Annotated in this window: 8 protein-coding genes and 1 pseudogene; 8 read left to right on the top strand and 1 reads right to left on the bottom strand. The window is 70.1% G+C overall.

The window, feature by feature from the left end:
- The 6 genes and pseudogenes from ACTHNC_RS07825 to ACTHNC_RS07800 form a co-directional block, all read left to right on the top strand.
- Positions 1-395 (top strand): annotated as a pseudogene (locus tag ACTHNC_RS07825) (sucrose phosphorylase); the annotation flags it as partial.
- Entirely contained in the window at positions 392-2,287 is a 1,896-nt protein-coding gene (locus tag ACTHNC_RS07820; protein ID WP_440294036.1) for a hypothetical protein, read from the top strand. The pseudogene ACTHNC_RS07825 and the gene ACTHNC_RS07820, both read left to right, overlap by 4 nt.
- On the top strand, positions 2,284-4,119 hold the full coding sequence (locus tag ACTHNC_RS07815; RefSeq protein WP_440294035.1) for an MBL fold metallo-hydrolase: 1,836 nt from the start codon (positions 2,284-2,286) through the stop codon (positions 4,117-4,119). Before ACTHNC_RS07820 ends, ACTHNC_RS07815 begins: the two co-directional genes overlap by 4 nt.
- A gap of 288 nt (positions 4,120-4,407) precedes the next feature.
- A complete protein-coding gene (locus ACTHNC_RS07810; RefSeq protein WP_440294034.1) occupies positions 4,408-5,448 on the top strand; it encodes an ROK family protein in 1,041 nt (346 codons plus the stop codon).
- Entirely contained in the window at positions 5,441-6,043 is a 603-nt protein-coding gene (locus ACTHNC_RS07805) for a D-sedoheptulose-7-phosphate isomerase (RefSeq protein ID WP_440294033.1), read from the top strand. The genes ACTHNC_RS07810 and ACTHNC_RS07805 overlap by 8 nt, the downstream gene beginning before the upstream one ends.
- Positions 6,040-8,793 (top strand): alpha-mannosidase, encoded by a 2,754-nt coding sequence (locus ACTHNC_RS07800; RefSeq protein WP_440294032.1) that lies wholly within the window; start codon positions 6,040-6,042, stop codon positions 8,791-8,793. Before ACTHNC_RS07805 ends, ACTHNC_RS07800 begins: the two co-directional genes overlap by 4 nt.
- Before the next feature lie 14 nt (positions 8,794-8,807).
- Here ACTHNC_RS07800 and ACTHNC_RS07795 read toward each other — a convergent pair whose 3' ends face one another.
- Positions 8,808-11,069: a hypothetical protein gene (locus tag ACTHNC_RS07795; protein WP_440294031.1), complete on the bottom strand. Its 2,262-nt coding sequence runs from the start codon at positions 11,067-11,069 to the stop codon at positions 8,808-8,810.
- Between the two features lie 67 nt (positions 11,070-11,136).
- Here ACTHNC_RS07795 and ACTHNC_RS07790 point away from each other — a divergent pair, with 67 nt between their 5' ends.
- Together ACTHNC_RS07790 and ACTHNC_RS07785 are read left to right on the top strand one after the other, a co-directional pair.
- The gene (locus ACTHNC_RS07790) at positions 11,137-11,952 is read left to right on the top strand and encodes a sugar phosphate isomerase/epimerase family protein (RefSeq protein WP_440294030.1); all 816 of its coding nucleotides are present in this window, start codon (positions 11,137-11,139) and stop codon (positions 11,950-11,952) included.
- Positions 11,952-13,025 carry a Gfo/Idh/MocA family protein gene (locus ACTHNC_RS07785; RefSeq protein ID WP_440294029.1) on the top strand — a complete coding sequence of 358 codons (1,074 nt, stop codon included), beginning with the start codon at positions 11,952-11,954 and terminating at the stop codon, positions 13,023-13,025. Before ACTHNC_RS07790 ends, ACTHNC_RS07785 begins: the two co-directional genes overlap by 1 nt.
- The last annotated feature ends 407 nt before the right edge of the window (positions 13,026-13,432 follow it).

The following is a 13,432-nucleotide window of genomic DNA, read 5'->3' as shown; positions in this document are numbered from 1 at the left end:
TGTGGCTGCCGGGACGTCCGCAGCTCTACTACGTGGGCCTGCTCGGCGGGTTCGACGACACCGAGTTGTTCCGGCGCACCGGGCAGGGCCGCGACGTCAACCGGCACACCTACGCTCCGGCGGAGATCGACGCGGCGCTCGGGAGCGCGGTGACGCGGGCGCAGCTGGGGCTCGTGCGTGTGCGACGCAGGCATCCCGCGTTCGACGGGGAGTTCCGCTACTGGGTCGATGCCCGCGACGTGCTGCACCTGGAGTGGACGAACGGCGGCGCGCGGGCGGCGCTGACGGTTTCGTTCGCACCGGAGCCCGCGTTTCACCTCAGGCTGGAGACGCCGGAGGAGACACGGGAGGCGGCATCCGTCGACGAACTCGCGGACTGGGGAGCACCAGAATGACGATCGAGCAGGTCGACCAGCTTGTGCAGGTGACGCGCGGTCCGCTGGAGGTCGTGATCACGACGCCCGCGTACACGCTCGGCGTTGCGCTGGCCCGCCCGCGCGCGACAATCGCGGGCGCGGACGGCGAGCTGTGGAGCGACCTCTCCCTGATCGCGAACGTCGACCGGGTCGGCGAGCCCGACGAGGCATCCGGTCGAACGGCCGTCACGGTGGAGGAGCAGCCGGACGGCGACGTGCTGGTGCGGGTGGCGGGCGACTCGAGCGCATGGACGAGCCGCGTGTTCGTGCTGCGCTGCACGCCGGCCGAGATCCGGGCGCACGTCGAGGTGACGACGGATGCCGGCGACGCGCGGATCGCGGACGTCACGGTTTTCGGGGGCCAGGCCGCGCTGCCGACGGGAGCCGCTGGGACGTTCCGCTCGGGCATCCGCTTCCCGTCGCTCTTCGTGCCCACCCCGACCGAGCCGATTCAGGTGGTGCGGCCCTCGACCAGCCAGGCGCAGCTCGGCGTGGTGGGCGACGCGGAACCGGGCCGCCTGCATGGCATCTTCTCGCCGCCGCCGCTCGTGTTCGGGCTGGGTCGTCCGACCATCGACCCGTCCGCCCCGCACGGCCCGACCGACATGCCCGTCGGCGAGTGGCTCGGTGTCTCCGTCGTTGCGCCGGTCGAGGAGCTCGGGTTCACGACGTACCGCTACGACGCGCTGGACGGCGGCTTCCTGCTGCGGCTCACCTACGAGGGCCACACCACGGTCGGCGCGGACGGATGGTCGTCGCCCGAGTTCGTGTTGCGGCCCGCCGGTTCGCCGCGCACCGCGATCATCGACTATCGCGACGACGTCGCAGGCCGCGGCTGGACGGGAGAGCCGGGGCCGGTGGCGGACTGGTGGTACGAGCCGATCTTCTGCGGCTGGGGCGCGCAGTCCGCGCTGGCCGTGCAGCTGACGCACGAGGGCGAGGAACTCGCTCCCGACTCCCCGCACGGGTTCGTGCTGCCCGACAGCGTGGCGTTCGCCGCCGACCTCTCCAGGCAGGAGTTCTACGATCGCTGGCTGCTGCGCCTTGCCGAGCACGGCATCCATCCCGGCACGGTCATGATCGACGACCGCTGGCAGGCGGACTACGGGACCAACACGGTCGACGAACAGAAGTGGCCGGACCTGCGCTCCTGGATCGCCGCCCGGCACGCGGAAGGCCAGCACGTGCTGCTGTGGCTGAAGGCGTGGGATCCGGACGGGCTGCCGCCCGAGCTGACGGTTCAGGATGCTCACGGCCAGCCGGTCGCCGTCGATCCGTCGAATCCTGCGTACCTCGCCGCGCTCGCCGCGCAGGTGACGTGGATGCTCTCCCGCGACGGTCTCGACGCCGACGGCTTCAAGGTGGACTTCACGCAGCGGGCGCCGTCCGGTCGCACGCTGCGCGCGCATACCGACGGCGTGTGGGGGATCGCGGCGTTGCACCGGCTCGTGCGCACCATCCACGACGCCGCGAAGGCGGTGAAGCCCGACGCGCTCGTCGTGACGCACACCGTGCATCCGTCGTTCGGCGACGTGACCGACATGATCCGGCTCAACGACGTGCTCGTGGAGTCGGTGAACGGCGATCCGGTGCCCGTCGTCGACCAGGTGCGCTTCCGGCGCGACATCGCGGCGGCGGCGCTGCCCGGGCATCCGATCGACACCGACCAGTGGCCCATGCCGAACCGGGAGGAATGGCTCGCGTACGCGCGCGTGCAGGCGGGGCTCGGCGTGCCCGCCCTCTACTATGTCGAATCGATCGACAACAGCCGGGAACCCATCGAAGACGGCGACCTCGACGAGATCGCGTCTCTGTGGCGCGGCTATCTTCAGGTGCGAGCGGTTCGTCGAGAGGCGCGAGGAATGGTATGAGCGCGTTCACCGAGGTCGTCCCTGGCGTCCATCGGTTCGCGGACACCTGCAACGTGTACGTCGTGCTACCCGAGCCCGGTGAGGCGGGTGGGGGAGCCGTGGCCATCGACTTCGGCTCGGGCGATGTGCTCGATCACCTCGAGGAGCTCGGGCTCACAAGGCTCGACGCCGTGCTGATGACCCACCATCACCGCGACCAGGGCCAGGGGCTGCCGCGCGCTGTCGAGGCGGGCATCCCGGTCTGGGTTCCGCCGGTCGAGCAGGACCTGTTCGCCCGGGCGGACGAGATGTGGTCGGCGCGCGCGCTCTACAACGACTACAACCTGCGGCAGGACCGGTTCTCCCTGCTCGAGCCGATTCCGATCGCGGGGACCGTGCCGGAGTACCGCACGGCGCAGTTCGGGGGCTTGCGCATCGCCACGGTGCCGACGCCGGGCCACACCATGGGGTCGGTGACGTACCTGATCGACCGGGCCGACGAGCGCATCGCGTTCACCGGCGACCTCATCTACGCGCCGGGCAAGGTGTGGTCGCTGGCGTCGACGCAGTGGTCGTACACCGAGAACGAGGGTCCGGCCATGAACGTGCTCTCGTGCCACCTTCTGCGCGACGAGCATCCGGACATCCTCCTCCCCTCGCACGGCGAGCCGATGACGGATGCGGGTGCCGCGCTCGAGCTGCTGGCCGAGCGGATGAGCGGATACGTCGACTCGCGCCGCACCCGCGCATGGGACCTGCACGACTGGCTCGAGCGGCCGTTCGTGCGGCTCACGGACCACCTGCTCCTGAACCGCACGGCCAACTCGTGCTCGTACGTGCTGCTCAGCGACGACGGGCCGGCGCTGCTGATCGACTACGGCTACGACATGTCGACGGGATGGCCGGCCGGTACCGACCGCGCGGCACGACGGCCGTGGCTGGCCTCCCTTCCCGCGCTCAAGCGCGACTACGGCGTCACCGAGGTGGAGGTCGTGCTTGCCACCCACTACCACGACGACCACGTGGCGGGCATCAACCTGCTCCGCGACGTCGAGGGCACGCAGGTGTGGCTGCCGGAGAACGTCGAGCCGATCATGGCCGACCCGATGCGCACCGATCTGCCGTGCCAGTGGTTCGAGCCGATTCCGGCCGATCGCGTGCTGCCGCTCGGCGAGGCGGTGCAGTGGCGGGAGTACGAGATCACTACGCACCCGCTTCCCGGCCACACGCTCTACGCGGGAGCGTTCGAGTTCGAGGTCGACGGTCTTCTGGTGCTGGCCACCGGAGACCAGCAGGCGGCAGACGGGCGGCTGGGTGTTCAGCGCGAGATCCTGAACTACCAGTACCGCAACCGGTTCCGACGCGACGACTACCGAGCGAGCGCTGCGCTCTACCGGAGGATCGCACCCGGTCTGATGATCACCGGCCACTGGCAGGGCCGCGAGGTCGACGAGGAGTACCTGCGCCTGCTCGAGCAGCAGGGCGACGAGCTCGCGCGCATCCACGACGAGCTGCTTCCGTCGGACGGTCTGCGGCCGCCGGCCGACGGCAACCTTGTGCTGGTCGAACCGTTCTACCTGCGCACGGATGCCGGTGCCTGGCTCGACTACGAGGTCGTCGTCGTGAATCCGTTCGAGGAGCCGCGTTCGGTTGTGGCTCGGCTTGTGGTGCCGCCGGGATGGAGTGAAGCTGGGACGGCCACCGCGGTGGCGGGGGCGGGCGAGACGGTGCGCCTGCGGTTCCGGGTGCGGGCATCCGCTACGCCGGCGAAGCGGCAGCGGCTTGCCGCCGACGTCGCGCTTGGCGACACGCGGCTCGGCCAGGCGGGGGACGCGGTCGTCGACACGCTCTAGCGAGCGCGCGCTCCTTGCGGCGCCGCCGCGGTGCGCCGCTCGCGCCGCGCGGGTCCGACGCCGCGCCGCACCTCGAGACTGCAAACGCACCCCGAGAGGGTGGGTAATACCCGCTGTTTCGGGGTGGGCGTGCAGTCTCGCGGTTCGGGATGGCGTGGGCGTGCAGTCTCGCGGTTCGGGATGGGGTGGGCGTGCAGTCTCGCGGGTGCGGGCAATCGGGCCGCGTGAGTTGACCCGCTTGGGCCGCGCGACCTACTATTTGTGGGAACGATTCCACATGATCCGGCGGTGACGACGGTCATGAAGCTCCGGAAGGACATGATGGCAACTGGCCAACGAGCGGTCCTCTCGCTCGATATCGGCGGAACGAAGCTGGCCGTCGCCGTCGTCACGGAGGACGGCCGAACCCACGGACTCGTCATCGAACCCACTCGCCGCGAGGAGGGTCCCGGTGTAATCGTTCCCAGACTGTTCGAGATCGGGCACCGCGCGATCGCGTCGTCGGGCATCCCCGCGTCCGAGATCGAGGCGGTCGGCATCTCGTGCGGCGGCCCGCTCGACGCCGATGCCGGCGTGCTGACCGGCCCGCTCCATCTGCCCGGCTGGGTGGATGTTCCGATCGTCGACCTCGCGTCGCGCGAGTTCGGCGTTCCCGCCGTGCTGGAGAACGACGCGACGGTGGGAGCGCTCGGCGAGTTCCGTTACGGCGCCGCGCGCGACGTCTCCACGATGGTCTACCTCACGATCTCCACCGGGATCGGCGGGGGTGCCGTCATCGACGGCCGACTGCATCGGGGTGCCGCCGGCAACGGCGGCGAGTTCGGCCACGTCATGGTGCGCACCGGCGGCCGGCCCTGCCTCTGCGGCCGCCGCGGATGCCTCGAGTGCTACGCCTCCGGCACCTCCATCGCGCTGCGTGCTCGAGAAGCCGTCGCGGCGCGCGGCGCGGGGTCCGTGCTCGCCGGAATCGCGGACATCCGCTCCGAAGACGTGGTCGCCGCTGCCTCTGCCGGCGACCCGCTCGCCGTCGAGCTGTGGGAGGAGACCATCGACGTGCTCTCGGTCGCCATCACCGACCTGGTGAACGTCTTCGAGCCCGACCTGGTCGTGCTCGGCGGCGGTGTCACGCGGTCCGGCGACGTGCTCATCGAGCCGATCCGCGCCCGCGTCGCCGCAGCCGCGATGCCGCCGGCAGCCGCGGCATCCAACGTCGTGCTCGCCGGGCTCGGCGACGTGGTGTGCGTGGTCGGCGCGGGCGCGGTCGCGTTCGACCACCTCGACAAGCTCGCCAGCGCGAGCGTTCCCATGCCGGAGCCGCACCATGTCTGAGATCGCCGAGGACTGGATGGGCCGCCAGCTCGCGGAGCACATCGCCGTCGCCGAGGCCGGAGAGGAGCTCATGCCTGCGCTCCGCCGGATCGGCGCGGTGCTGTGCTCCGCGTTCGCGGCCGGGCACATCCTCTACACGTTCGGAAACGGCGGCAGCGCGGCCGACGCTCAGCACTTCACGGGCGAGATCATCGGGCACTACAGCCGTGACCGCCGCCCGCTCGGCGCGGTGACGCTCAGCACCGACCCCACCACCCTGACGTGCATCGCCAACGACTACTCCTACGAGGAGGTGTTCGCCAGGCAGGTGCGCGGTCTTGCACGGCCGGGCGATGTGGTCGCCGCGTTCACCACGAGCGGCATGAGCCCGAACATCGTCCTGGCCCTCGAAGCGGCCAGGGCGGCAGGCGCGACCACCGTGCTGTTCGGCGGGGGCGACGGCGGTGCCGCCAGAGAGCACGCCGACCACTGCCTGCTGAGCCCCTCGACGTCAACCCCGAGAATCCAGGAGTTCCACACCTTCATGCTCCACGTGCTCTCCGAGATCGTGGATGCCTGGGCCGACGGCACACCCGAGGACGTGATCGCACCGTGAAAGACCGCGAAGCGCAGCAGCGTGCAGAGGACTGGAAGCCGGAGGACGACGCCGCGACCGGCGTTCCTCGCACGGCGGCCGGACCGAAGGAGTACGAGCCGCGCGAGGGCGCAGGCACGATGGAGAAGATCTCGGTGGATTCGGCGAACGAGCACTTCGCGCCGCTGATCGCGGGGGAGCCGCCCGCCACCGACCTGCTCACCGCGAAGGCGCCGGTCTCCAACGCGCCATCCGGAACGCAGCCGGTCGAGCTCGAGCCTGCCCGCCGTCCGACGGCGACGCCGCAGCGCACGCTGTACATGATCGGCAACGCGCACCTCGACCCGGTGTGGCTGTGGCCGTGGCAGGAGGGCTACCAGGAGGCGCGCGCGACGTTCTGGTCGGCCATCCAGCGCATGGACGAGTACGACGACTTCGTGTTCACCTGCGACCAGATCGTGCTGCTCAGCTGGGTCGAGGAGTCCGATCCTGAGCTGTTCGCGCGCATCCAGGACCGCGTAGCAGAGGGCCGTTGGGTCAACGTGGGCGGATGGTGGGTCGAGCCCGACAATAACCTGCCGATGGGTGAGAGCTTCGTGCGGCAGGGGCTGTACGGGCAGCGCTACCTCATCTCGCGCTTCGGCAAGCCGGCGACGGTGGGGATGAACGTCGACCCGTTCGGGCACAACGCGATGATCCCGCAGATCCTGCGCGGCCAGGGCATGGACTCCTACACGTTCCTGCGGCCGGGCCCGCACGAATCCGACCTCACGTCGACGCTGTTCTGGTGGGAGTCTCCGGACGGATCCCGGGTGCTCGCGTACCGCATCCCGTTCGAGTACGGGAGCCCGCCTGGCGCGGTCGACTACCAGACCGAGAAGGCGATCGGATCGCTGGACCGCTCGATGGGCGACGCCATGGTGTTCTACGGAGTGGGCAACCACGGCGGCGGCCCGACGATCGCGAACATCGAGTCCATCCACCGCTACGACCGCATGGGCACCTTCGGAAGGCTGACGATGTCGTCTCCACGCACCTACTTCGACGAGATCCTCGCCCGCGGCGACGCGTTCCTCGACGGTCTGCCCGTTCGTCGCAGCGACCTGCAGATGCACGCGAGGGGCTGCTATTCGGCGCACTCCGGCATCAAGGCGTGGCAGCGCCGCGCGCAGTTCGCCGTGCTGAACGCGGAGCGCTGGGCGGCGGTGGTTGCGGTCACGGATGGGATCGACTACCCGCGTGACGAGCTGGAGACGGCCTGGAAGCAGGTGCTGTTCAACCAGTTCCACGACGTGCTTCCGGGCTCAGCCATCGAGCCTTCGTATGAGGATGCCCGCGACCAGCTCGGTGAGGCCGTCGCGATCTCCAAGCGCATCATCACGCGCGCCCACAACACCATCGCCCGGCAGGTCGACGTGCCACGCGAGGACGGCACGCAGCCCGTGCTCGTCTTCAACCCGCATCCGTGGCCGGTCTCGACGGATGTCGTGTTCCAGTACGGATCGCAGCGCACCGGCGTGCACGTGGTCGACGAGAACGGTGGCGAGGTCGTCTTCCAGAACACGCAGTCGACCGCGACGACATCCGACGTCTCACGCGGTGCCGTCGTGTTCCGCGCTGAGGTGCCGGCGCTCGGCTACCGGCTGTACCGGCTGCGGTCGGGGCACGGGTCCGGAGCGGGGACGTCTCTCGAGGTCTCCGAGCGGGTGCTCGAGAACGAGCACGTGCGCATCGAGCTCGACCAGCGCACCGGATGGATCTCGTCGTACCTCGTCAAGGCGACAGGCGTCGACCTCATGGCCGGCGTCGACGGCGAGCAGCACACGCAGATCACGGACGATCCGACCGATACCTGGGGCCACCGCGTGGTCTCCTACGCGTGGCCGAGCGCGCCCATGGCGCTGAGGCGCATCGTGGTGCGCGAGACCGGACCCCTGCGTTCGCGGGTGCGCATCGAGCGAGAGTGGCACGCATCCACTCTCATCGAGGAGCTCGTGCTCGACCACGACTCACCGGTGCTGCGGGTGAACGTCACGCTCGACTGGCGGGAGCACGCGCACCTGCTCAAGCTTCGCTTCCCGACCGTGTTGCAGGAGCCGACGGCGACGTACGAGATCCCGTTCGGACACCTCGAGCGGCACGTCAACGGTTCGGAGCAGCCGGCGCAGTCCTGGGTCGACCTCACCGGCAGGATCGGCGGCGAGCCCGCCGGGCTCACCGTCGTCGCGACGAACAAGCACGCGTATGACACCTCGGGCGGGGATGAGCCCTCGATCGGCATCACCGCCGTTCGCAGCCCGGTCTACTCGTGGCACGACCCGCGGCTTCTGGATCCCGACGGCATCTACAGCTTCCAGGATCAGGGCATCCAGAACTTCAGCTACGAGCTTGTGCCGCACGCCGGCGACTGGCGCGCGGCCGACCCGGTGCGCCGCGCTCTGCTGCTCGGCAATCCGGTGCGCGCGATGCAGGAGTCGTTCCACGACGGCGTCCTGCCGCCGGTGCACTCGTTCGCCTCCGACGGAGGCGGGAGCGTCATGGTCACGGCGCTCAAGGGCACAGAGGATGCCTGCGACGCGCCCGGTGGTGCCGACGTGGTCGTGCGCGCGATCGAGACGCGTGGCGAGCCCGGCCGGTCGCGCATCGAGCTGCCGATGCTGGGGCGCACCATCGAGGAGGACTTCGGAGCGTCCCAGCTGCGCACGTTCGTGGTGCCGTCGGATGCGAGCGAGCCGATCCGCGAGGTGGACCTGATCGAGCGGCCGCTGTAGGGACTGTTTGCGAATCAGCGACCCAGTGGGCCGTGGTACGCGCGTGCCTGGAGAGGTAGGGCGAGGTCCGCGCCGAACCGGCGGACCTGCTCGCGGAGGTCCTCGGGTGCGGCGAGCCTGAAGCGGTAGTGCAATGTTCCGGTGAACTCCTGCCTGGCCTGGAAGTTCGTGAAGTGCAGGTTGTTCATCACCCAGCTGTTCACGTGACCGACCGGCGCATCCAGCGTGCGCGCCCATTCGCCGGTGTGGAAGCCGCCCAGCTGCACGAGCGGAGCATCCACCGACCCCCACAGCACCGCGCGGCCGTCGCCGTGAACGCCGATCGCGTGCTGAATGGAGTACCAGTCCTTCGACGTGTCGGGAAGCTGCTCCGTCTCGGCCGCGAACACGGCGCCGGCGGTCTCGAGCAGGAACTCCGGCGCGCGGATGCCGAACGGAAACGCGACGAACACGCTCTCCGGCGAGAACTCCTCCGGTTTCGAGATCCGCACGGCGAGATCGATGAGGTCCAGGTCTCGGTAGAGCGTCAGCGCGTGCGCGGCCTCGATCGGGGCGCGGCGCTCGCCGCCCGCCTGCCGGCTCGTCCACTCGATGCGGGTGAAGGCATCCGTCTCGGTCAGGCTGGGCGTCTCGCTCGAGCGGGCGTGCGTGTGCTCGAACTCCGGGCCCGGGAACGCCGGATTGAAGTTCTTCGGATTCTCGAACATCGGATGCTCGCGGGTCACCGGCATCTCCGTCACGACCGCACCGAGCCCGTGCGGGCATCCGACGTCGACGAGTTCGCGCCCGTCGGCGGTCAGCGAGACGACACCGCCGCGTTCCGGGTCGACCACCGCCCGGTACCTGCCGGCTTCGGCGACCGTGCCTGGAGTGCTCGCGGGGAGGTCGGGTGGGGCCGGCAACACGGTGACGGCGTACGGCGGCAGCTCTGCGACGAGGGTGACGCGACGTGCGCCCACCTCAGCCTCGACCGGTTCGTGTCGTGGCCGGTCCGTGAGGTTCGCGACCAGAACACCGTCGCGATCTAACAGTTCGGCGCCCGAGGCGGCGAGCCGGTACAGCGCCTCCACCGCGAGGTCGCGCGCCTCGTCCCACGCGGCGTAGGCGAACCCGGCCTTCGCGTTCCAGTGCGAGTGGCTGAAATGCGAGTGCGGCTTCGAGTACGTCTCCCAGGAGCCCCAGGTGTGCTCGCCGAACAGCAGCAGCTGCTCGTCGACGGCGTCGAACGCGCGGGCCAGCTCGGCGCCGGACCGGAGCCGCACCGGACCGCGCCGGTAGCCCAGCACCGTCGCCAGTTCCGGCGCGCCCTCGCCGCGTTCCCGCGCCAGGCGGAACGCCTCCCGTGCCGCCCGGGCGAACCGCCGCGCCTCGCGGTACACGGCGACCTCACGGGCTGTCGAGCCGTGCCCGTGCGACCACCAGTCGGCCCACTCGCCGCGCAGCACGGGCAGCTCCGGCGGCGCCTGCGCGAGCAGGGCATCCATGGCGCCGTCCGTGGTCGCCGTCGTCATCGGACGGTCCGGATGGCGCTCGTTCCACGCCCGCAGGACGTCCACGAAGAGCGCGGTCGGCCAGCGGTTGTCGTTGCCGGCGTGCACGACGGCCGTGTCGAACGGGTAGTCGTCACGGGCATCCAGTCGCTCGACGAATCGCAGGATGTTCTCGCACGCGAGCTCGACATCGCCGTCGACGATGCCCCACTCCTCGCCGAATCCGTAGTGCGTCGACAGCAGTGTGAAGACGCGCCGGCCCGACGGCGCCTCCCACCAGAACGCGCTGGGCTGCTCGAGCGGTGCGCGGCCGTGGTCGGGGTTGAGCGCCATGAGCAGGCGGTCGATGCCGGCGTCGAGCATCGCGTCCGTCGCGCCCCAGGCAATGCCGTTCACGTCGCCGTGCTGCTCGGTGCGGATGCGGATGCCGTCGGATCGGATCGCCTCGAGCGCGCGATACGCGGCGGCGAACTCGGGTGCGTCGGGCAGCTGCGTCAGGTTGAGGTATCCGCCCGTCACGCAGACCGTGCCGTCCGACACGTGCCGGCGAAGGCTGTCGCGTTCGGCCGGAGTGGACGTCCGCAGGAACGTGAGCACGGGGCGTGCGACCTCGAATGTCCACCGGAACCGCTCCGACGCATCCAGCGGCCGGACTTCGGCGTCGGCGAGCCGGAGCACTTCGCGCACGATCTCGCCGTGCATCCGGTCGATGATCCGTGGACTGTTCGTGTAGCCGACGTCGTGGTGCGTGTGGCCGAGCAGGAGCAGCCGGCGGATCCTGGCCATGTGTTCATCCTCCTGAGCGTGCGGAATGTGGCATCGTTACCACAACGAGTCTATCGAGGAGTGTTCGATGCGGAATGAACTGGCCTTCAACGGTGCGAACTTCGTCGCCCGGCAGGTGAACTGGTCGATGCCCGGCGGGTGGGGGCAGGGCGTGAAATCGACGGAGGCGTGGTTCCGGCCGGTCGACACGTTCGCCGAGCGGTTCGACGAACTGCTGGCCGAGGTGGCCGAGCTGGGCTTCGCCGCGTACGACCTCTGGTGTGCCCAGTTGGACGGGGAGTGGGCGACGCCCGAGCATGTCGACGCGGCTCGGGCGGCGGCCGAGCGGCGCGGCATCCGTCTCACGAGCTATGCCGGAGGTCCGTTCGGCGAAACCGCCGAGGAGTGCGAGCGGGTCTGCGCCTTGCTCGAGGCGCTCGAGGTGCCGGTGCTCGCCGGATACTGCGCTTTCGCCGAGCGCGACCCGCGCGCGTTCGCCGGGCTGCTGGAGAAGTACGGGCTGCGCTATGGCCGCGAGAACCACCCGGAGGCGAGCGTGGCCGAGCTGCTCGCGAAGGTGGAGGACATTCCGGGCGATCGGGTCGGCGTCACCGTCGACACCGGATGGTTCGCGACACAGGGCTGCGACCCGGCCGCTGCGATACGCGAGCTGGGGCCTGCCGTCGAGTACATCCACCTGAAGGATGTCCGCGCAGCGGGCGCCCACGACACGTGCGCGTTCGGCGAGGGCATCGTCGACATCGCCGATTGCCTGCGTGCTGCGGCCGACATCGGGTACGACGGTCCGCTGTCGATCGAGCACGAGCCGGAGGAAGGCGACCCGAGGAACGCCGTGGCACGCAGCCGCGCATTCGTGGAAGCACTGTTCGAGGGGGACAACTGATGGCGGTGCATCCGGTAGCGATCGTCGGATGCGGCGTGATCGCGCAGTCCTACGCCGCCGAGATCGGCGCAGCTGACGAGCTGGAGCTGGTCGGGGCCTTCGACGTGAGTGCGGATGCCCGCGACGCCTTCGCGGCGAAGCACGGCGTGCGCGCCTACGAATCCTTCGAGGAGCTGTTGGCCGATCCCGGTGTCGAGATCGTCGTGAACCTCACGATCCACCACGCGCACTTCGCCGTCACGAGCGCTGTGCTGAGGTCCGGCCGTCACGTGTACAGCGAGAAGCCGCTCACGCTCGACCCGGCGCAGGCACAGGAGCTCGTGGTGATCGCTCGGGAGAACGGTGTGCGTCTGGCGGGATCGCCGTCGGTGTGGCTGAGCCCGGCCTCGCAGACGGCGTGGCGCGAGATCGAGCGCGGAGCGGTCGGACGCGTGCGCGCGGTCTACGCCAATGCGGATCACGGACGCATCGAGACGTGGCATCCGAACCCCGCCGGCTTCTACGAGGTCGGTCCCGTGTTCGACGTCGGCGTGTATCCGATCGCCCTGCTCACGGTGATCCACGGTCCGGTGCGCTCCGTTCGGGCGACGGGTGCGGTGCTTCTGCCGGACCGCACGACGAAGCGGGGCCAGAGCTTCCACCCCGTCGCCGACGACTTCGTGGTCGCGATGCTGACCATGGATGATGGCACTCTGGTGCGCCTGACCTGCAGCTTCTACGTCGACGGCGCGCGCACGGTCGGAGAGGGTGTCGAGTTCCACGGCGACGACGGAACCCTCGTCTTGTCGTCGTGGGTGGAGCCCAGGTCGTCGGTGCGCACCACTCCGTTCGGCGGTTCGTGGACGGATGTCGAGCTCTGCCCCGGCGACGGGGGCGATGGCGTGGAGTGGAGCCGCGGCCTGCGCGACCTCGCCCGTGCGATCGATGAGGGCCGCCCGCACCGCGCGACAGGCGAGCACGCCGCCCACGTGGTCGAGACGGTGGATGCCATCACGCGCTCGGCGGCTTCCGGTCGCGACGTGGCGGTGACGTCGTCGTTTCCCCGTCCGGAGCCGCTCGGCTGGGGTCGTTGAGGGCCGGCGCCCGGCACAGCCACCTCTCCAGATCAGGCTGGAGGACCGGCCCGGTGCGCCGCACGCACGTGATCCGCACCCGAGCGCGCCGACGAGGGGCTGGGCCCGAACGCCGCACCGTGGGCGCCGAGCAGCGCTGCGTCTCGTGCTGCCCGCATGCATGCCGGCGCGCGCTCATTCGCGGAGTTTCGGCTTTCGGTGTTCTTGGCCGGTGTCTCGCCAGGTTCCGCCTGGGTCGATCCATCCGGGTGCCCGGACTTGTGGTCTCCCGTTGTGCATGCGGATCGCCCACCCACCGGTGTCGATGGACCGGTGGTGGAACCAGCAGACGGCGGCACCGTTGCTGGTGTCGGTGGGTCCCCCTCGTGAGTGCTCTTGCACGTGGTGGTATTCGCACCACCCGGCCG

Origin of the sequence: Humibacter sp. (assembly GCF_051954055.1) — a bacterium.
In the GTDB taxonomy this organism is placed as follows: Bacteria; Actinomycetota; Actinomycetes; order Actinomycetales; family Microbacteriaceae; genus Humibacter.
This window is presented reverse-complemented; position numbering and strand designations above follow the sequence as displayed.

Bases quoted from the DNA above. Each gene is read 5' to 3' on its own strand.
- ACTHNC_RS07785 (WP_440294029.1), top strand. From the start codon at position 11,952: ATGGCGGTGCATCCGGTAGCGATCGTCGGATGCGGCGTGATCGCGCAG.
- ACTHNC_RS07790 (WP_440294030.1), top strand. From the start codon at position 11,137: ATGCGGAATGAACTGGCCTTCAACGGTGCGAACTTCGTCGCCCGGCAG.
- ACTHNC_RS07805 (WP_440294033.1), top strand. From the start codon at position 5,441: ATGTCTGAGATCGCCGAGGACTGGATGGGCCGCCAGCTCGCGGAGCAC.
- ACTHNC_RS07815 (WP_440294035.1), top strand. From the start codon at position 2,284: ATGAGCGCGTTCACCGAGGTCGTCCCTGGCGTCCATCGGTTCGCGGAC.
- ACTHNC_RS07820 (WP_440294036.1), top strand. From the start codon at position 392: ATGACGATCGAGCAGGTCGACCAGCTTGTGCAGGTGACGCGCGGTCCG.
- ACTHNC_RS07795 (WP_440294031.1), bottom strand. From the start codon at position 11,069: ATGGCCAGGATCCGCCGGCTGCTCCTGCTCGGCCACACGCACCACGAC.